Here is a 17,470-nt window from a genome sequence, read left to right on the forward strand (position 1 = left end):
GGTTGATAGGCCGGATATGGAAGCCAGGTGACTGGTGGAGTTGACCGGTACTAATAGGCCGAGGGCTTGTCCTCAGTTGCTCGCGTCCACTGTGTTAGTTCTGAAGTAACGAACAGCCGTGTTTGTGTCCGGTGTTCAACTTCATAGTGTTTCGGTGGTCATTGCGTGAGGGAAACGCCCGGTTACATTCCGAACCCGGAAGCTAAGCCTCACAGCGCCGATGGTACTGCAGGGGGGACCCTGTGGGAGAGTAGGACGCCGCCGAACAATCATTGTGGGAATGCCCCGCACCTCTGGTGCGGGGCATTTCTGCGTTCTATGGGATTCAACGGGGGATATTCCGTTTGCGCGTGAGGGCGTGGGGCGCGGAGGATCGGTGGATGAACCACGTGATTCGTGCCGTACGGTCCGACGAATGGGCCAAGGTCAAGGACATCCGTCTCGCTTCGCTCCAGGATCCGGCAGCGCCGGTGGCCTTCCTGGAGACGTATGAACAGGCCCTGGCGCGGCCCGATGCCTTCTGGCAGGAGCGGGCCGCCAGGGCCGGGCAGTTCATCGCCGAGGCGCCGGACGGGACGTGGTCGGGCACGGTGACGCTGCTGATCGAGGAGGCCGGCGACATGGACTTCCTGGGGGCCACGTCCGAGCGGGCGCAGGGGCATCTCGTGGGGGTGTTCGTACGTCCCGAGCAGCGGGGTGCCGGGCTGCTGGGAGCGCTGGTCGACGCGGCCCTCGACTGGGCGTGGTCGCTGGAGGAGCCATGGCTCGCGCGGGTGCGGCTCCATGTCCACGAGGGGAACCCGCGGGCCCAGGCCGCCTATCGCAAGCTGGGGTTCGTACCGACCGGCACGTCTCTGGCGTTGGACGGGTATCCCTCGGCGGCCCCAGGGCGGGAACTGGAGTGGGCGGTCAACCGCCCCTAGGACCTGTCCGGTCCTGGACGCTGTCGGGGAGCGGCAGTTCGTAGTGCGGCCAGCGGTCCACGCCCTGTTGCCGCGACCGGAGCAGGGCCAGGGTCGGCAGGCCGCGGTCATGACCGGTGGAGAGCAGCTCCGGAAGCTGGGGCAGCGGAGCGACGGCGGCGACATCGTCCAGGACGCATGTCATTGGTGGGTCGAGCCGACCGTCAGATGACCGTGCGGCCATGCGGCGGCCGTGCTCGACCACGTTCGAGACGAGTGCGGTGAGCAGTGGCATCGCACCCGGGCGGGAGCGCGGATCCTCGATCGGCTCGCCCACCACATACAGGGTGCCCCCCTCGTTCACAAAAGAATCCAGCGCGAGGGCATCGTTTCGGTTGGGTGTGCAGGCGTCGCGGATATGGATCGAGGAGAGGGACGAGAGCGCACGGACCGTCAACTGCTGTGCCACTTCCCGGCGTTCGGGATGCGCGGTGAGTGCGGACTCCAGCAGTCCGGCGAGACCGGAGGCGGCCTTGGGGTGGGTACGGAGGATCCGGACGGCCTCATGGGCGCTGCCGCCCTGCGCCCAGCGGTGCACCTGCTTGAACGGCCGCGACTCCACCGCGGCGGCATGCAGCCAGCAGCGCAGCAGGGTCTCCGCCGTATCGGCCATGGCGGCGTCCAGCAGGGCGTGCGGGCGTACGGGGGCGAGCAGCGCGGTGGCGCGGGCGGCGGCGGTGGCGGCGTCGTCGCATCCGGCGGTGGGGGACCAGTGGATCCGGGCCGGGGTGTCGCAGAGATGGCCGGGGTCGTAGACGAGGACGGGGCCGAGCTTGGCCCGCGCGTCCTTGGTCTCGGACCACACGGTCGGGTCGGAGGTGACGACGAGTGCGGGGCCCTCGGCGTCCAGGACGGCCTGGACGGCGGCGGGACGGCGGGTGAGGGGATCGCCGTACCGCACGCGAGGGGCGGGGACGGCGGCGGCATGCGCGATGGCGGCAGCGGAAGCGGGCGTGGGAACAGGAGCCGGTGAGGGCGTGGGCGTGGGCGTGGCGGTCTCGACGGGGTCGGGTGTCGGTGGAGCTGTCGGTGCCGGCTCCGGTACGGGCTGGGGTACGGGTGCGGCCGTCGTCGCCGCGTCCGGCAGGTACTGCTCCTTGCTCGGCGCCGAGGCCGGGGCCGGCGCCCGGTTCGGTACGGCCGCCCGTCGTCGCGCCCGTACCACCCGATAGCGGGCCGTCACACCCAGGACGAACACCGTGAGTACGACCAGGACCATCATCTGACTGATCAACAGGCCCCAGAAAAGGCCGTACCCGGACAGTTCGCCGGGCGGGGTCTCCGGCCACGCGCCCGCGATGTCGTGCGGTGCCTGCGCGAGCTGACGTATCGCCAGCGGCGTACGGGTAAAGGTCACCCCCTGCGGCCAGGCGCCGTGGGTGAACAGCCCTGCCAGCCCGGTGGCCGTCCAGACCAGCAGCGCCAGCCCGAGCAGGAAGCCCAGCAGGCCCACCAGCAGGCCGTCGGGGATCCCGCCCCGGGCGCCCCCCTGGCCGTCCTGGTATCCCGGGCCGCCCCGGTAGTCCCGGCCTTCGTGGTGGCGCGACATGGTCACGCCACCGTCGACTCGGAGGAGGACTCGTTCAACTGCCGTTGCCTCTCCAGGAGGGCCGCCCGCTGCTCCGCCTCCCACTCCGCGGCCCGCATATCGTCCGGCAGTCTGCCTTCCAGTTCCAGGGCGTCCGCGGCCTCCGACGCCTGGGAGTTCTCGGTCATCGCCCGGTCGGTGAAGACCAGGGGCCGTTCCGCTTCCGTCACCAGATGCTTGACGACCTGGACGTTGCCATTGACGTCCCAGACCGCGATACCGGGGGTGAGGGTCGGAATGATCTCCACCGCCCACCGGGGCAGGCCGAGCACCCGGCCCGTGGCTCTCGCCTCGTCCGCCTTCTGGGCGTAGATCGTCCGGGTCGACGCCATCTTGAGGATGGCCGCGGCCTCCCGGGCCGCCGCGCCGTCGACCACGTCGGAGAGATGGTGGACCACTGCCACGAACGACAGACCCAGCCGCCGGCCGAACTTGAGCAGCCGCTGGAAGAGCTGGGCGACGAACGGGGAGTTGATGATGTGCCAGGCCTCCTCGACCAGGAAGATGCGCTTCTTGCGGTCGGGGCGGATCCAGGTGTGCTCCAGCCAGACGCCCACGATCGCCATCAGGATCGGCATCGCGATCGAGTTGCGGTCGATGTGCGAGAGGTCGAAGACGATCAGCGGGGCGTCCAGATCGATCCCGACCGTCGTCGGTCCGTCGAACATGCCCCGCAGGTCACCGTCGACCAGCCGGTCGAGGACCAGCGCGACGTCCAGGCCCCAGGCCCGTACGTCGTCCAGGTCGACATTCATGGCCTCGGCCGACTCGGGCTCGGGGTGGCGCAGTTGCTCGACGATGTCCATCAGCACGGGCTGGCGGTCGATGATCGTCTCGTTGACATAGGCGTGCGCGACCTTGAGCGCGAAGCCGGAGCGCTCGTCCAGGCCGTGTCCCATGGCGACTTCGATGATCGTACGGAGCAGGGCGAGCTGACCGGTCGTGGTGATCGCCGGGTCGAGGGGGTTGAGCCGGATGCCGTCGTCCAGGGCCGCCATCGCGTCGAGCCGGATGGGGGTTATACCCAGCTCCTGGGCGATCAGGTTCCATTCGCCCGCGCCGTCCTCGCCCTGGGCGTCCAGGACGACGACCTGGCGGTCACGGAAGCGCAGTTGGCGCAGGACGTACGTCTTCTCCAGCGCCGACTTCCCGTTGCCGGACTCGCCGAGGACGAGCCAGTGCGGGGCGGGGAGCTGCTGCCCGTACAGCTGGAACGGGTCGTAGATGTATCCCTTGCCGCTGTAGACCTCGCGGCCGATGATCACGCCGGAGTCACCGAGGCCGGGGGCCGCGGTCGGCAGATAGACGGCCTGGGCCTGGCCCGTTGACGTACGGACGGGCAGCCGGGTCGTCTCCACCTTCCCGAAGAGGAAGCTGGTGAAGGCATCCGTGAGGACGGACAGCGGATCTCGCACCACAGGCCCCTTTCGGCTCGTCGGCTATCGGCGGTGTCGGTGACGGTGTCAGTGACGGTACGGGTCGGTCGGAGGCGGGGAAACGCGGCTAACGGCGGATGCCGGTCGCGAACGGCAGGGTGTTCACGAAGGCGCGGTGGTGCTCGCGGTCGCACCACTCCAGTTTCAGATACGACTTGCCTGCCGACGCCCTGATCGTCCGCTTGTCCCTGGCCAGAGCCTCGGGCGACCTGGACGACACTGTGATGTACCCGACGAGGTTGACCCCCGCCGCCCCGCTGGCGAGATCTTCACCCCGCTGGTCCAGCCGGCCGTGCGCGGCGATGTCGCGCGGGTCCACGGTGCGGTTCATCTTCGCGGCGCGGCTCGCCTCCGCGTCGTCGTTCGTCTTCTCCGTCAGCATCCGCTCGATGGCGATCTCGGTCGGTTCGAGGTCCATGGTGACCGAGACCGTACGGATCACATCCGGGGTGTGGACGAGCAGCGGCGCCAGGAAGTTGACGCCGACCGGGGTCATCGGCCACTCCTTGACCCAGGCGGTGGAGTGGCACCAGGGCGCGCGGGTGGACGACTCGCGCGTCTTGGCCTGGAGGTACGTCGGTTCCATCGCGTCCAGCTCGGCCGGCCAGGCGTTTCGTTTCGTCATGGCCTGGATGTGGTCGATGGGATGGTCGGGGTCGTACATCGAGTGCACGAGCGAGGACAGCCGGCCCTGGCCGAGCGGCTGGCGTACCCGGATGTCCGCCTCGGCGAGCCGGGCGCAGATGTCGGTGAGTTCACGGGCCATCACGACGGCGAGGCCCGCGTCCCGGTCGAGCCTCTTCGCGCCGGAGGCCTGGCGGGCGGCGCGGGCCATGGCCTGGCCCTCGGCGGCCAGTTCGCGGGTGTAGTGCATGCACGCGACGAGATACGCGCGGTGCTGCTCGCTGGAGGTGGAGACCATCGACTGGAGCTGGTCGTACGAATCCCGGAGCCAGCCGGGCGAGGAGGAGTCGCCGCGCTGGGCCACGTCCTTCTCGTGCGCGTCGGGGTCGGCGGGCAGCGTACGGGCGAGCATCTGGAGCCGGGTGACGAAGCCGTCGCCGTTGGCGACGTGCTTGAGGAGGGTGCCGAAGCGGTCGACGAGGGCCTCCTGGTCCTCGCTGTCGCGCAGCCCGACGCCGGGGCCCTCGATCTCGATGGCCGCGGTGACGGTGCGGCGGTCGGCATGCAGCAGGACGGCGATCTCGTCCGGGCCGAAGGGCGCCGCCAGCCAGTTGATACGGCCGATGCCGGGGGGCGGGCCGACCTCGACCTCGCGGCCGTCGAGGCTCGTACCGGCTTCCATGGCCCCGGAGCGGTAGACCGTACCGCGGCGCAGGCTGCGCTTGTAGCTGCGGTTGATCTCGAACCACTTGTAGAACGTGCGGTGCTTGTACGGCACGTACACCGCGGCGAGCGCGAGGAGCGGGAAGCCCGTCAGCGTCACGATCCGCAGCGACAGGACGGGGACCAGCAGACCGCACATCATGCCGACGAACGCGCCGGCGATGATCAGGGCGATCTCGCCGGTCTCGCGGTTCTTGCCGACGATCGCGTTCGGCCTGGCGCGGCCGATGAGATACGTGCGACGGGGCGCGATCGGTGGTGACTGGGTCGTCAACGCCCTCTACCTCCTGTGCTGTTGTTGCCGTTACCGGTGCCGCGTGAGCTGTGCGGGGTGCCGCTGGTCGGTCCGCCGCCGCGGGGCGGGGGCGAGGGGGACGGCAGGGGCCCGACACCCGAGCCGCCGGAGCCGCCGCCCGATCCGCCCCCGGACGAGGAGCCGCGCGAGCTGTGCGCGGCGACGCCGCCGGAGACGGTGTTGGCGGGCCGGCCGCCTCCGCTTCCGTCGCCCTGCTGGTGGTTGCGGCTGCTGTGGGTCTTGATGCCCTGGGAGACGAGCGCGGCGGGCGAGCTGATGACGGCGGCGGCCTGGGAGCCGTCCGTGGCCTGCTTCCGGTTGGAACGGGAGGCCGCGATCTCGTCGCCGAAGCCGGGCACGAAGCGGTAGATCATCGCGGAGGCGAAGATCGCGAGCAGGATGATGGCGAGACCGGACACGACGGCGGAGACCGCGTCGGGGCCGCTGTCGGCGGAGAGCGCGCCGGCGAGGCCGAGGACGATCACGATGACGGGCTTGACCATGATGACGGCGATCATGATCCCGGCCCAGCGGCGGACATGCCCCCACATGTTCTTGTCGACGAGCCCGGCGTAGACGACCGTGCCGAGGAGCGCCCCGACGTACAGGAGCGCGGCCCTGATCACCAGCTCCAGCCAGAGCACACCGGCGGCGAGGATCGACACGAGCGAGACGACGATCAGCATGATCGGCCCGCCGCCGATGTCGTCGCCCTTCTTGAGGGCCTCGGCGAAGCCGCCGAAGAAGACGTCGGTCTGGCCGCCGGTGGAGCCGGAGACGACCTGGGTGACGCCGTCGGTCGCGGAGACGATCGTGAAGAGGATGAGCGGGGTGAAGGCGGAGGCGAGGACCGTCAGCCAGAGGAACCCGATGGCCTCGGAGATCGCGGTGGTGAGGGGCACGCCGCGGATGGCGCGCTTGGCGACGGCGAGGAGCCAGAGGACGAGGGTGAGGACGGTGGAGGCGGCGAAGACGACGGCGTACTGGCGGAGGAACGCGGGGTTGGTGAAGTCGACGTTGGCGGTCTCTTTGACGGCGTCGCTGAGCTTGCCGACGATCCAGGCGGCGGCGTCGGCGCAGCCGCGGGCGAGGGAGGAGAGGGGGTCGAGGGCGCTGGCGGGGTCTGAGATGCCACTGCGCGGGGCGCCGGCGGCCTTCTCACCCTCCTCGCAGTAGTCCTTGGCCAGTCCGACGATGAGGTCGCATGGGTTGTCGCTCGCGCTGGGCGACGGGGAGGGAGGAGGGGTCGGTGCGGCGGACGCGCGGGTGGCGAGAGCGGTGAGGAGCGTGAACGCACCGGCCACGGACGCTGCGAGCGAGGAAACACTGAGACGGCGGCTACCGGGCATAGGTGAAGCCTCCATATCCCTGAACGGCCTTGGCGATCTCGTCGGCGGTGGAGGCTCTGTTGTCGCCGTTGACCGGTGTGGGACCTTCGGTCTGGCTCGAAGAGGAGATCTTCCAGTCACCGTCGACCCACTTGAGCTTCTCCGTGATCGTGAACCAGGTTTCGGTCACGGGCTTGGTCGAGCCCTCGCCGGCCAGCCCCACGAGCCCGGTGAACCACACTTCAACGGTCGCCGCGGTTGAACTTACTTCGGTGACGTCGGTACCGACCGGCACGGTCCTGGATACGAAGGTGAGGCCCGCAGGCGCGGAACCGTCCTCATTGAGGCCGACATTCCTGAGGAAGGCAGGCGAGTAGGCTTCGTCGAGGTCGCGCAGGAGGCCCTCAGCCGTGGCGGGATCGTGCGTGGCGCGAATGATGTCCTGCCGGGAAGCGGCGCGGAACATGCCGTCGGAACCCAGCGCCACCGCGTAGTTCGCCGCCGCGCTCGCCGCCCCCTGCTCGTTCCGTGCGAATCCCGAGGGGACTTCCCCGTTCTTCCCCGTCACCGGCTTCACCCCCGTCGCCGCCGTCGGGTCCGCGCCCGGTCCCGACCCCGCGCCCTTGCCGCCGCCGGAGGCGTCGCCCCCGCCGCCGCGGTTCGCGAACGCGATGGCCGCGATGAGCAGGACCACGACGCCCACGACCGTGATGAGCGAGCGCGAGCCGCGTGCCGGGCGGCGGGGGCCGCCGTACGTGTCGCCGCCTCTGCCGTCGGGCAGGCGGGTACGGGTCTGGCCCGTACCGCCGAAGCCGTCGTCCGTACGGCCCGGGTCGCCGCCGTAGCCGTGCTCGTCGCCGAAGCTCATGCCGCGTACGCCCCCTCAGCCGTGTGCGGATCCGCGGTGTCCGCGGGGTCCACGTAGTACGACGGTAGCCGTGCTGGTTCCCGCGCGGGCGCGGTGTGGTGACTCGACATCAGGGAGACGCAACCTCAGCCGGTGGGTGCGACGGACGGGTGGTGTTGAGGGTGAACCCGGGCACGCCCGGACAGAGGGAGACGGAAGGGGACGGGGAGAGGAAGGGCGAGAGGAAGTGGACGCGGGTCAGACGGCCATCCCGTACACGATCGTGAAGAGTGTGCCCAGCGAACCGATGATGAAGACGCCGGTGAGTCCGGCGACGATCAGGCCCTTGCCCTGCTCGGCGCTGAACGTGTCCCGTAGCGCTGTCGCTCCGATCCGCTGCTTGGCCGCGCCCCAGATCGCGATGCCGAGGCAGAGCAGGATGGCCACCGCCATCACGACCTCGATCATGATCCGGGCCTCGTTGCCAAGTGTCCCGAAAGGCCCCCAGTTCGGGGCGATGCCACCGATGATGGTGGTGATGTCGCCCTTCTCGGCCGCCAGGTACATGTAACTCACCGCCCCTGTTGGGTCGTTCACGCCCGGGCCCCATGGCACGGGTCACGCTCTATCTTCGCTGATGGAACCGCCCTCGTAAGCCGCTTGGCGGGTCTCTTTACCCGATCCCCGCACATATGACCGACGACGGTGCCCCGATCAGTCGCGGATCGGGTATGCGAGTACGCGTATGGTTACTCTGTGTATCACGGAGCGTGACTCCGGGCAATGACTGTCGTTGTTACACCTTTGCGGACGGGCCCAACGGCCCGGACCGTTCCGGCTGCTCCGGCGGTCTCCCCTCCCGCGTCCCGGCGTCCACGACGACTTTTGGTCATCCAAGGTCCCTCTTCCGACGTCCTCGTCCGCCGCCTCCTGATCCGTCACCTCCGCGCCTACACTGGCCGACGACAGTGGCCCTGACGCGGAGGGTGTGTGACGGTGCGTAAGACATGGCTCCTCGTAGCCGCTGTCGGGGGGCTCGGGTTGAGTTTTGTCGCTCTGCTCGTCGTCGGGACCTACTCCGCCGCCGCCGGGCTCGTCGGGGGTGTGGGCGGGGGCGGGCGGGCCGTGGGGCTGGCCAAGGGGGCCGTGCCCGCCGCCTATCAGCCGCTCGTGCAGCAGTGGGGCAATCTCTGTCCCGCCATCAACCCCGCTCTGCTCGCCGCGCAGTTGTACCAGGAGAGCGGCTGGAATCCGACCGCCCAGAGCCCCGCCAACGCCAAGGGCATCGGGCAGTTCATCCCCGGTACCTGGGAAGCCCATGGCATCGACGGGAACAAGGACGGGAAGCGGGACATCTGGGATCCGCGTGACGCGATTCCCTCGGCCGCCTCGTACGACTGCGAACTGGCCGGATACGTCAAGGACGTGCCCGGTGACCCGACCAGCAACATGCTGGCGGCGTACAACGCCGGGGCGTACGCCGTCATCAAGTACGGCGGGGTGCCGCCATACCGGGAGACGCAGAATTACGTCAAGGTCATCCGGACGCTGGAGAAGAGCTTCGCCAGGCCCGTCGGGCGGGTCGAGCCCTCGAAGCAGGCCGCCGCGGCGATCTACTTCGCTCAGCAGAAGCTGGGAACGCCGTATCTCTGGGGCGGGAACGGGACCGCCGAGCAGGGCGGGCGGTTCGACTGCTCCGGGCTGACGCAGGCCGCGTACCGGACCGTGGGGATCGAGCTGCCGCGGGTGGCCAATGATCAGTACAACGCCGGCGAGCATCCCTCGCGGGACGAGCTGCTCCCCGGTGACCTCGTCTTCTTCTCGGACGATCTCACCAATTCGCGGGCGATCCGGCACGTGGGGTTGTACGTGGGCGGCGGGTACATGATCAACGCGCCGTATACCGGGGCCGTCATCCGGTTCGACAAGATCGACACCCCGGACTACTTCGGGGCCACCCGCGTCACCGAGGACGGCGCGAAATCGCTGCCCACCGACCTGCCCTCGAACCGGCCCGACGCCTGATCACCGAGGGTCCGGCAGACGGCCGTGGCCGGATCTCTGCGTCCGGGCGCGGCCCTGAGCTGCGACTATGTGTCACTCTTCGATAACGTCATGGTGATCGTTCGGTGGAGAGCGGAACGTACGCGGCGCGTAGGCCGTTCCCTGGACGACAGCTGCGGTACTGATCACGCAGCATGTTCCGTACTGACCGCGGAGGTTGGTAGAGGCATCGCCCACGAAGGTGTGAGGCGGCAGGCGACAAGAAGGCAAGGGGCCGCGGCAGATGGCTGGACTCGTACTGGATGGGTCGAACCCCGACGTCAGCCTGCTCTACGACATCAACGGACTGGCGAAGGACGCCCCCACGTGGTTCGACCGCGTGATGGAGTTCGTCGGTGAGTACGGGATCATGCTCGGGCTCGTGCTCATCGGGCTCTGGGGCTGGTGGAGCGTGCGCAAGCGCGGGTCCGCGGAGGATTCGGTCACGGCCGTCGCCGGGCTGGTCTGGGCGCCGCTCGCGGCCGGGATCGCGCTGCTGATCAATATCCCGATCCGGGGCTTCGTCGAACGGCCGAGACCGTTCCTCGACCACAAGGGCCTGGAGGTCCTGGTGGCGGGCAAGACGGATTACTCGTTCGTCAGCGACCACGCCACGATGGCGATGGCCCTCGCCGTCGGCGTCTTCATCGCCCACCGCAAGCTCGGTCTCGCCGCGATCGGCCTGGCCCTCCTCGAAGGCTTCTGCCGGGTCTACATGGGGGTCCACTACCCGACCGATGTGATCGGCGGCTTCGCCCTCGGTACGGCGGTCGCCCTGCTGCTCACCCCGCTCGCCCTCGCCCTGCTCACCCCGCTGGTGTCGGCGGTCGCCCGGTCGCCGCGCGGCGGGTGGTTCGTACGGTCGCGGGCCGCCCGCGAGGCGGATCTGGCGGCCGGTGCGGGCGCCGGGGCGGTCGGCGGGACGCGGCCGCTCGAAATCCCCGAGCCGCGCCCCGACGACAACAATCTCGCGGCCTAGGGCCTGTCTTCGAAGAAGCGCCGTCCGCCCGCCAGGCAGGCGGGACTTTGAAGACGGGCCCTAGGTCTCCTCTAGAAGTCCGCGACCGCGCTGACCACCACGTTCGAGTCCCAGTGGCCGTTGGCGTCGATGACTCCCCCGCAGGTGATCAGCCGTAGCTGCGGGGTCTCCACCGGGCCGTAGACCCGTTCCGTGGGGAATCGTTTCGTACGGTACGTATCGACGGCCGTCACCCGGAACGTCAGCCGCCGCCCGTCGCCCAGCTCCGTCTCGATCGCGTCGCCGGGGCTCAGCCGGCCCAGCTTGGCGAAGACGGCGTTCTTGATGTCGTCGCGTCCGTTGCGGACCGGGACGGTACCGGGGTTCGCCGGGGCGTCCCGGTGGCCGATCAGGACCGCCGGGCCGCGTTCGCCGGGGCGGGGTCCCAGGGCGAACCAGCCGACCTTCATCGCGTTCCGGAAGCCCGGCGCGTCCAGCGTGCCCTCGTCGTCGAGCGCGAGCGGCAGGACCTCCGCCCGGACACCGAGTGCCGGGATGCGCAGTCGTACCGGGGCCGACGGCAGGTCCGTGACCTCGACGGTGCGCGGTTCGCGGAGGGCCCCTGTCCGTGGTGCGGGCCGGAGCGGGAACATATGCAGCAGTACGGCGGCCGTCGCGCACAGGACCGCTATGACGAAGAGGGCCTTGATCGCCGTGGCCGGCCTGCCCGACCCGCTCGACCTGGCCGGCTTGACCGGCTCGGCCGCCGTGGCCGGCTCGCCGGTCCTGCCGTCGCCGCTGCTGGATATGCCGCCCCGACCCGCCTTTCCGGTCAGTGCTGTCCCCCCGTCGAACGGCGCTGGAATCGGCGCACCACGAGGACCGTGCCGGCGGAGGCCGCGGCGGTGGCGCCGATGGCGAGGGAGAGTTCGGCCGCGCCGTAGCTGCCCGACGAGTCGACGGCGGCCATATGGTCCGCGCCTCCGCGCGCCGCGCCGGACGGCGTGATCTTCAGGGCCCCGACCGAGGGGGTGGACCTCGCGGTGGCCGTACGGGGGACGGTGGGGGCGGCAGTACGCGTGGGGGTCACGCGGGCGGCGGGGGTGGGTGCCTTGGTCGCCGGCTTCGTCGCGGGCTTGGCCGCCGGCTTGGTGGCGGGCTTCGCCGGTGCCTTCGTCGCGGCCTTTGTCGCTGCCTTTGTCGGCGCTTTCGTCGGCAACTTCGGCAGTGTCTTCGCCGCGGGCTTCGTCGCTGCCCTGGTGGGAGCCTTCGGGGCCTTCGTCGGGGCCTTCTTCGCCGCCTTCGTGGGGGCTTTCGTAGGCGCCTTTGTGGGCGCCTTCGTGGCGGCACGTGGCGGAGTGCGGGTCGTCCTGGCCGGCTTCGGCTTGGGTTTCGGCGTCGCCGCGGGCTTCGCCCTGGACGTGGACGATATCGTCCCCGACACCGTCGGGTCCGGGTCCGGGCCCGCACTCAGCGGCAGGTCCATCGCGGTGCCGTTCGGCGAGATGAGAGTGAAGCCGTCCACGTGCTGTCCGCGGGGCAGGTGCGCGCGGTCGTTCGAGTAGTAGTACAGCGGGTGCGTGTTGTAGATGACCTGGGGCTGATCGCTGTTCTCCGCGTTCAGCACGGTCTGCGCGGTGTCGTTGGTGACACCCCGCCCCTTCGTCGGATAACCGACCGCGGCCGGCCAGACGTCGGCGCACTCGCCCGTGCAGTCCGGGTTGTCCGGCTCGTCGGCCGTCCGCATATAGAGCGGATAGCCGAACCTGTCCGCGAGCACCCTGCCGACGGCGGTGTTGATGAGGGTCAGCTGACGCGGGTCGGTGGGCCTGTCCACAGCTGTGGCGGCGCCACCGCCGAGCGCGATAAGGAGAACGGTGGCCGCGGCGAGCGCGGCTATCCGGGGTCCGTGTCCGTGCATGGCTACGCCCTTGCGAGTCGGGATGTGCCCCCCTGCTTGTCGGGCCCCCGCCTGCCACGACCTGTCTTTGACAGGCCCCAGTGCCGCGACCGGGCAGACATTGCGGCGGGGGTGCTAGGTACAGGCCATCGTCAACTGGCCCTTACGGCCACCTCGGTGAGCCGTACGGGCTACGGGGAACAGCCGACGGCTTTCACAGCGCCTGCGGGAAGTCGAACAGGCGGTCAGGGTCGTACCGCCTCTTCAGCCGGGCCAGCCGGTCCGCGGCGGCGCCGGCGCCGTAGTACGACGTGCGCCAGTCGGGCAGCGCCGGGTCGGTGTAGTTCTGGTACGCCGCGCCCGAGGCGTGCCGGCGCATCGATCCATGAGTGTTTTTCAGCCAGGCCCGCTGGGCCGAGCCGGAGGTGCCCGGCTCCCAGCCGGCGATGTTCTGCGCCAGCACCCGCGAACCCCGGTGGACGAAGGCCGTCGCGAGCGGGTCCACCCGGTTGACGGCGCCGCCGAGCGCGGTGAGGGTGAGCGAGCCGCTGCCGCCCCCGGACGCCGGGAGCCGGGTGAAGGTCTCCGAGGCGGAGAGGAGGGCGCGCCGGCCGGCGGGGGAGAGCGGGCGGATATAGAAGTCGGAGGCGGCGGCGTAGGTCTCGCGCCGGAGCACGCCCTCTTCACCTCGGCCGGGGACCGTACCGGGCAGCCGGCACTGCTCCTCGGTGAAGCCGGAACAGCCCGCGAAGATCCGCATCGCTTCCCCGTAATCGCGCTGCCGGACCGAGATGGAGCTCGCCGGGCCGGGTCCGTCCGGGCCGTCGGCGAGCCGGTCGAGCGCGTTCTTCAGTTCGTCCTCGCCGCCCAGGGAGAAGGCGGAGAGGGACAGCGTCGGGGCGACGCCGCCAGGACCCGCGTTGAGATGGAGCGAGGACCAGATCTCGTCCGGCTGGTCGGGGCCCCACTCCTGCCAGGCGCCGAGCAGGGCGTCGGCCTTCGACCACGGCCAGCTCGCGAAGGCGACGACGGCCGGGGGCGCCGGGTGCGTACGGAAGCGCAGCTCGGTGACGACCCCGAAGTTGCCGTTGCCCGCGCCGCGCAGTGCCCAGAAGAGGTCCGTGTGCTGCTCGGAGTCGGCGGTCAGCCGCGTGCCGTCGGCCGTGATGAGGGTGACGGAGTCGAGGCTGTCGCAGGTGAGGCCGTAGGCGCGGGTGGCGACTCCGTGTCCGCCGCCGAGGGTGAGTCCGGCGATGCCGACGGTGGGGCAGGACCCGGCGGGGATCGTACGGCCCGCTTCCGCGAGCGCCCGGTAGACATCGGCGAGCCGGGCTCCGGCTCCGACCGTGCCGTCCGTGGCCGCGTCCCGCAGCGAGTCGAGCCGCGTCACGTCGATGACGAGCCGGCCGTCACCGCTGGAGAAGCCCGCGTAGGAGTGGCCGCCGCCGCGGATGGAGACGGGCGTGCCGTGCGTCCTGGCGAAGGCGAGGCACTCCCTGATGTCGTCCTCGCCCCGGGCATAGGCGATGGCCGCGGGCCGCAGACTGTCGAAGCGGGTGTTGTAGAGCTGCCGGGCCGTCTCGTACGCGGCGTCGTCGGGCCGTACGAGATCCCCGTCGAGGCCCTTCGCCAGCGCGTCCCAACTCGGGGCGCCGGGCGGGGAGGTCGCCGTGGGCTTCGTGGTGGTCGCGGTGGCGGTACCGGCGCCCGTTCCGTTCCTGCCACTCGACGTGTCCGTACCGCCGCCGGTGCACGCGGTCGTCGTGGCGGCGGTGACCAGGAGGCCCGCCGCGGCGGTGAGAAGCGTGCGCCGTTCCATCCGCCTCAGCTCTCAGCTCTCCGCCGTCCGGTTCGCGGCGTGGTTCGCGGCGTCGGTACGGGCGAGGTCGCGCGATCTGCGGGCATGGCCGGACCAGCCGCAGGTGCAGCGCGCCGTGCAGAACGAGCCGCGCTCGACGGTCGTGGCCTCGTGGGGTGGCGGGGCGGAGCGGGAAGCGGCCCGGGGGGAATCGGAAGTGGCCTTGGAGGAGGCCGGAGATGAGGCGGCGGTGGGGGGATCAGAAGTGTCTTGCTCGCACACATCTCCACGGTACCGGGGTGTGCGCGTCCCGTAACCGGGACCGGCGTGACGAGGAACGCCGGGCGTCGTTATCCGGAACGGGTGGGCTTCGGACAAGCGGCGGTCAGGTGTTGGGGGTTGGCAGGCGATGGTGGTGCAGCAGCACAGACGCAGGGGCGTGGCGTTCGCCGTCGTGACCATGGCGGGGGTCGTGGCCACGACCGCCGGCTGTTCCGGGAGCGGCGGGGCCGCGGCCGACGACCGGCCGCGCGGTGATCCCGCCGCCGTGCGCAGGGCGGCCGACGCGCTGCTCGCGGCGGGCAGTTCGAAGGCCACGACGTCCATGGAGATGGCGGCCGGCGGGACGCGCGTGACCATCCGGGGCGAGGGCGGCTACGACTTCGGCAAGCGGATGGGGCGGCTCCGGGTCGTACTGCCCAAGGAGCCCGCGGGCGCGAGCGAGCACCGGCCGATCACCGAACTGCTCTCGCCCAGCGCGCTGTACATGAAGAACCGCGGGGCCGGGGTGCCCGCCGACAAGTGGGTCAGGGTCGACTCGACCACGCTGGAGGACGGGAATCTGGTCACGGGCGGGGCGACGGATCCGCTGACCGCGGCCGAACTGCTGCGCGCCGCCAGGGATGTGACCTTTGTCGCCGAGCAGGATCTCGCCGGCACGCGCGTGTGGCACTACAAGGGTGTCACCGACATCGGGCGGGCCGCGAAGGCCGCGTCGGCGTTCGCGCGCGGGGCGCTGGGCGCGGCGGCGAAGGGGTTCGGCGAGGACGCGGTGCCGTTCGACGCGTATCTGGACGACGCCGGGCGGCTGCGCAAGGTCAGGCACCGGTTCAGTTATGTCAACCAGGGGCGTACGGTCGCGGTCGCCTCGACGACGCTGCTGTACGCGTTCGGGGAGCGGGTCGCCGTCACGCTGCCGCCGCAGGACGACATCTTCGCCGGCGAGATCAAGTCCTGAGCCCGGGTCCGGCTGAATCGGCAAGATCAAATCAAGCCGTAACCACAGAGGACCAAGGCGGAAATGGTCCGGACGTGCCATGCGCGGTGTGTATCACGCTCCCTACGCTAGGAAGTCGACACCGGTAGGAAGAGGTGAATGCACGTGGCTCTGTTGCGCACGCCGAACGTCCAGGACCACGTGGCCCTCGCCGAGATCGAATGGTGCGGGGAGTTGATGATCGCGGCGTCGGCCGCGGACGGGGAACGGCTCAGCCCGGACCGTATCGACGAGGTGCTGAACGTGAGGGCCGAACGGCCCGCCGCCCCTCGCCATCCCGGCACGTCACGCGGCCCGCGGCGAAGAGACGCCTGCGGCGAGTGACCGCGGGAGCGACCGCCGGGGCCGCCCCCGGCCCGCGGGGCGGCCGGCGTCAGGAACGGCGGGCCGGCGTCACGTACGTCCGGTATGTCGCGAGGTATGTCGCGCACATCACGTACAGCTGACGTGTCGGGTATGTCACAGGTGCGTCAGGTGCGCAGCAGCCGTGCGATCGCCTTCGTCGCTTCCTCCACCTTCGCGTCGATCTCCTCCCCGCCCTTGACCGCGGCGTCGGCCACGCAGTGGCGCAGGTGCTCTTCGAGGAGCTGGAGCGCGAAGGACTGGAGTGCCTTCGTCGAGGCGGAGACCTGGGTCAGTATGTCGATGCAGTAGACGTCCTCGTCGACCAGCCGCTGGAGGCCGCGGATCTGGCCCTCGATCCTGCGCAGCCGCTTGAGGTGCTCGTCCTTCTGCTTGTGGTAGCCGTGCACCCCGCGGTCGTGATCGGTGGTGACGGCGTCGGCGGTGCCCGTCGCGCCGGCCGCCTCAGTGGTCGTCATCGCGTCCTCCGTTGTGCTGTCAGCTGATACCGATGATTGGTGCCGATTGATGTGGTGCCGATGATGCTGTCCGAAAAGGGGTGTATACCCTACCTGGGTATATGTTACCCGTCTCCGGTTCCTGGGGCAGGGGCCTGTGAACACGGGCTTGCCACCATGGGTGACACTGGGAACTTGCCGGTTAGCCGTGGCCGGATGTTGCGCCTAGCATCACCCCTGACCGAAACCCATGTAACCCGAGGACCCCAGGTGCGATTTCGTCTGACCCCCAGGGAGACGAGCTTCTATGACATGTTCGCCGCGTCCGCGGACAACATCGTCACGGGCTCCAAGCTCCTGATGGAACTCCTCGGGGCGGATTCCTCCGCCAGGGCCGAGATCGCGGAGCGGATGAGGGCGGCGGAGCACGCGGGCGACGACGCCACTCACGCGATCTTCCACCAGCTCAACTCCTCCTTCATCACGCCGTTCGACCGTGAGGACATCTACAGCCTCGCGTCCCAGCTCGACGACATCATGGACTTCATGGAGGAGGCCGTCGATCTCGTCGTCCTGTACAACATCGAAGAGCTTCCCAAGGGTGTCGAGCAGCAGATCGAGGTGCTCGCCCGCGCCGCCGAGCTGACCGCCGAGGCCATGCCGCATCTGCGGACGATGAACAACCTCACCGAGTACTGGATCGAGGTCAACCGGCTGGAGAACCAGGCGGACCAGATCCACCGCAAGCTGCTGGCCCATCTCTTCAACGGCAAGTACGACGCGATGGAGGTGCTCAAGCTCAAGCAGGTCGTCGACGTGCTCGAAGAGGCCGCCGACGCGTTCGAGCACGTCGCGAACACGGTGGAGACCATCGCGGTCAAGGAGTCCTGAA

The 17,470-nt window shown here is 70.0% G+C and carries 17 protein-coding genes and 1 rRNA gene; 7 read left to right on the plus strand and 11 right to left on the minus strand.

Translation table 11 applies throughout. From position 1 onward, the window contains the following. The first annotated feature begins 150 nt into the window (after positions 1 to 150). A 5S ribosomal RNA gene (gene rrf / locus ACFRKB_RS14530) occupies positions 151 to 267 on the plus strand. Positions 268 to 380: 113 nt separating this feature from the next. Then, positions 381 to 923 (plus strand): GNAT family N-acetyltransferase, encoded by a 543-nt coding sequence (locus tag ACFRKB_RS14535; RefSeq protein ID WP_383106057.1) that lies wholly within the window; start codon positions 381 to 383, stop codon positions 921 to 923. Here ACFRKB_RS14535 and ACFRKB_RS14540 read toward each other — a convergent pair. The 6 genes from ACFRKB_RS14540 to ACFRKB_RS14565 form a co-directional block, all read right to left on the minus strand. Further along, complete coding sequence (locus ACFRKB_RS14540) at positions 910 to 2,511, minus strand: type IV secretory system conjugative DNA transfer family protein (RefSeq protein ID WP_383106058.1); 1,602 nt, start codon at positions 2,509 to 2,511, stop codon at positions 910 to 912. The genes ACFRKB_RS14535 and ACFRKB_RS14540 overlap by 14 nt on opposite strands. 2 nt (positions 2,512 to 2,513) lie before the next feature. Then, positions 2,514 to 3,965 (minus strand): ATP-binding protein, encoded by a 1,452-nt coding sequence (locus ACFRKB_RS14545; protein ID WP_383106059.1) that lies wholly within the window; start codon positions 3,963 to 3,965, stop codon positions 2,514 to 2,516. Between the two features lie 88 nt (positions 3,966 to 4,053). Next, on the minus strand, positions 4,054 to 5,607 hold the full coding sequence (locus ACFRKB_RS14550; protein WP_383106060.1) for an SCO6880 family protein: 1,554 nt from the start codon (positions 5,605 to 5,607) through the stop codon (positions 4,054 to 4,056). Further along, entirely contained in the window at positions 5,604 to 6,977 is a 1,374-nt protein-coding gene (locus ACFRKB_RS14555) for a hypothetical protein (protein WP_383106061.1), read from the minus strand. Before ACFRKB_RS14555 ends, ACFRKB_RS14550 begins: the two co-directional genes overlap by 4 nt. Continuing rightward, positions 6,967 to 7,824, minus strand: a complete 858-nt coding sequence (locus ACFRKB_RS14560) for a hypothetical protein (protein ID WP_383106062.1) — start codon at positions 7,822 to 7,824, stop codon at positions 6,967 to 6,969. The genes ACFRKB_RS14555 and ACFRKB_RS14560 overlap by 11 nt, the downstream gene beginning before the upstream one ends. A gap of 237 nt (positions 7,825 to 8,061) precedes the next feature. Further along, on the minus strand, positions 8,062 to 8,370 hold the full coding sequence (locus ACFRKB_RS14565) for a hypothetical protein (RefSeq protein ID WP_030353484.1): 309 nt from the start codon (positions 8,368 to 8,370) through the stop codon (positions 8,062 to 8,064). A 429-nt stretch (positions 8,371 to 8,799) separates the two neighbouring features. Here ACFRKB_RS14565 and ACFRKB_RS14570 point away from each other — a divergent pair, with 429 nt between their 5' ends. Both ACFRKB_RS14570 and ACFRKB_RS14575 read left to right on the plus strand, forming a co-directional pair. Continuing rightward, entirely contained in the window at positions 8,800 to 9,828 is a 1,029-nt protein-coding gene (locus tag ACFRKB_RS14570; protein WP_383106063.1) for a C40 family peptidase, read from the plus strand. Between the two features lie 262 nt (positions 9,829 to 10,090). Beyond that, the gene (locus ACFRKB_RS14575; protein WP_383106065.1) at positions 10,091 to 10,825 is read left to right on the plus strand and encodes a phosphatase PAP2 family protein; all 735 of its coding nucleotides are present in this window, start codon (positions 10,091 to 10,093) and stop codon (positions 10,823 to 10,825) included. A gap of 71 nt (positions 10,826 to 10,896) precedes the next feature. On the opposite strand, the gene ACFRKB_RS14580 is transcribed toward ACFRKB_RS14575, so the two are convergent. The 4 genes from ACFRKB_RS14580 to ACFRKB_RS14595 all read right to left on the minus strand — a co-directional run bounded on the left by ACFRKB_RS14580 (position 10,897) and on the right by ACFRKB_RS14595 (position 14,784). Further along, positions 10,897 to 11,457, minus strand: a complete 561-nt coding sequence (locus tag ACFRKB_RS14580; RefSeq protein WP_383106066.1) for a sortase domain-containing protein — start codon at positions 11,455 to 11,457, stop codon at positions 10,897 to 10,899. Positions 11,458 to 11,636: 179 nt separating this feature from the next. Further along, the gene (locus tag ACFRKB_RS14585; protein ID WP_383106067.1) at positions 11,637 to 12,725 is read right to left on the minus strand and encodes a COG4315 family predicted lipoprotein; all 1,089 of its coding nucleotides are present in this window, start codon (positions 12,723 to 12,725) and stop codon (positions 11,637 to 11,639) included. Between the two features lie 193 nt (positions 12,726 to 12,918). Further along, positions 12,919 to 14,523 carry an FAD-binding oxidoreductase gene (locus tag ACFRKB_RS14590; protein WP_383106069.1) on the minus strand — a complete coding sequence of 535 codons (1,605 nt, stop codon included), beginning with the start codon at positions 14,521 to 14,523 and terminating at the stop codon, positions 12,919 to 12,921. A 12-nt stretch (positions 14,524 to 14,535) separates the two neighbouring features. Then, positions 14,536 to 14,784 (minus strand): hypothetical protein, encoded by a 249-nt coding sequence (locus ACFRKB_RS14595; RefSeq protein ID WP_383106070.1) that lies wholly within the window; start codon positions 14,782 to 14,784, stop codon positions 14,536 to 14,538. A gap of 127 nt (positions 14,785 to 14,911) precedes the next feature. Here ACFRKB_RS14595 and ACFRKB_RS14600 point away from each other — a divergent pair, with 127 nt between their 5' ends. Together ACFRKB_RS14600 and ACFRKB_RS14605 are read left to right on the plus strand one after the other, a co-directional pair. Beyond that, the gene (locus ACFRKB_RS14600; RefSeq protein ID WP_383106071.1) at positions 14,912 to 15,739 is read left to right on the plus strand and encodes an SCO4651 family lipoprotein; all 828 of its coding nucleotides are present in this window, start codon (positions 14,912 to 14,914) and stop codon (positions 15,737 to 15,739) included. A gap of 138 nt (positions 15,740 to 15,877) precedes the next feature. Then, positions 15,878 to 16,102, plus strand: coding sequence for a hypothetical protein (locus ACFRKB_RS14605; RefSeq protein ID WP_383106072.1), 225 nt, complete (start codon positions 15,878 to 15,880; stop codon positions 16,100 to 16,102). 146 nt (positions 16,103 to 16,248) lie between these two features. Here ACFRKB_RS14605 and ACFRKB_RS14610 read toward each other — a convergent pair whose 3' ends face one another. Next, positions 16,249 to 16,599, minus strand: coding sequence for a metal-sensitive transcriptional regulator (locus tag ACFRKB_RS14610; protein ID WP_030353474.1), 351 nt, complete (start codon positions 16,597 to 16,599; stop codon positions 16,249 to 16,251). A gap of 249 nt (positions 16,600 to 16,848) precedes the next feature. On the opposite strand from ACFRKB_RS14610, the gene ACFRKB_RS14615 reads away from it, so the two are divergent. Next, on the plus strand, positions 16,849 to 17,469 hold the full coding sequence (locus ACFRKB_RS14615) for a DUF47 domain-containing protein (protein WP_030353473.1): 621 nt from the start codon (positions 16,849 to 16,851) through the stop codon (positions 17,467 to 17,469). Position 17,470: the final 1 nt, after the last annotated feature.

Source organism: Streptomyces scopuliridis (genome assembly GCF_042790125.1).
Taxonomy (GTDB): Bacteria; Actinomycetota; Actinomycetes; order Streptomycetales; family Streptomycetaceae; genus Streptomyces; species Streptomyces scopuliridis_A.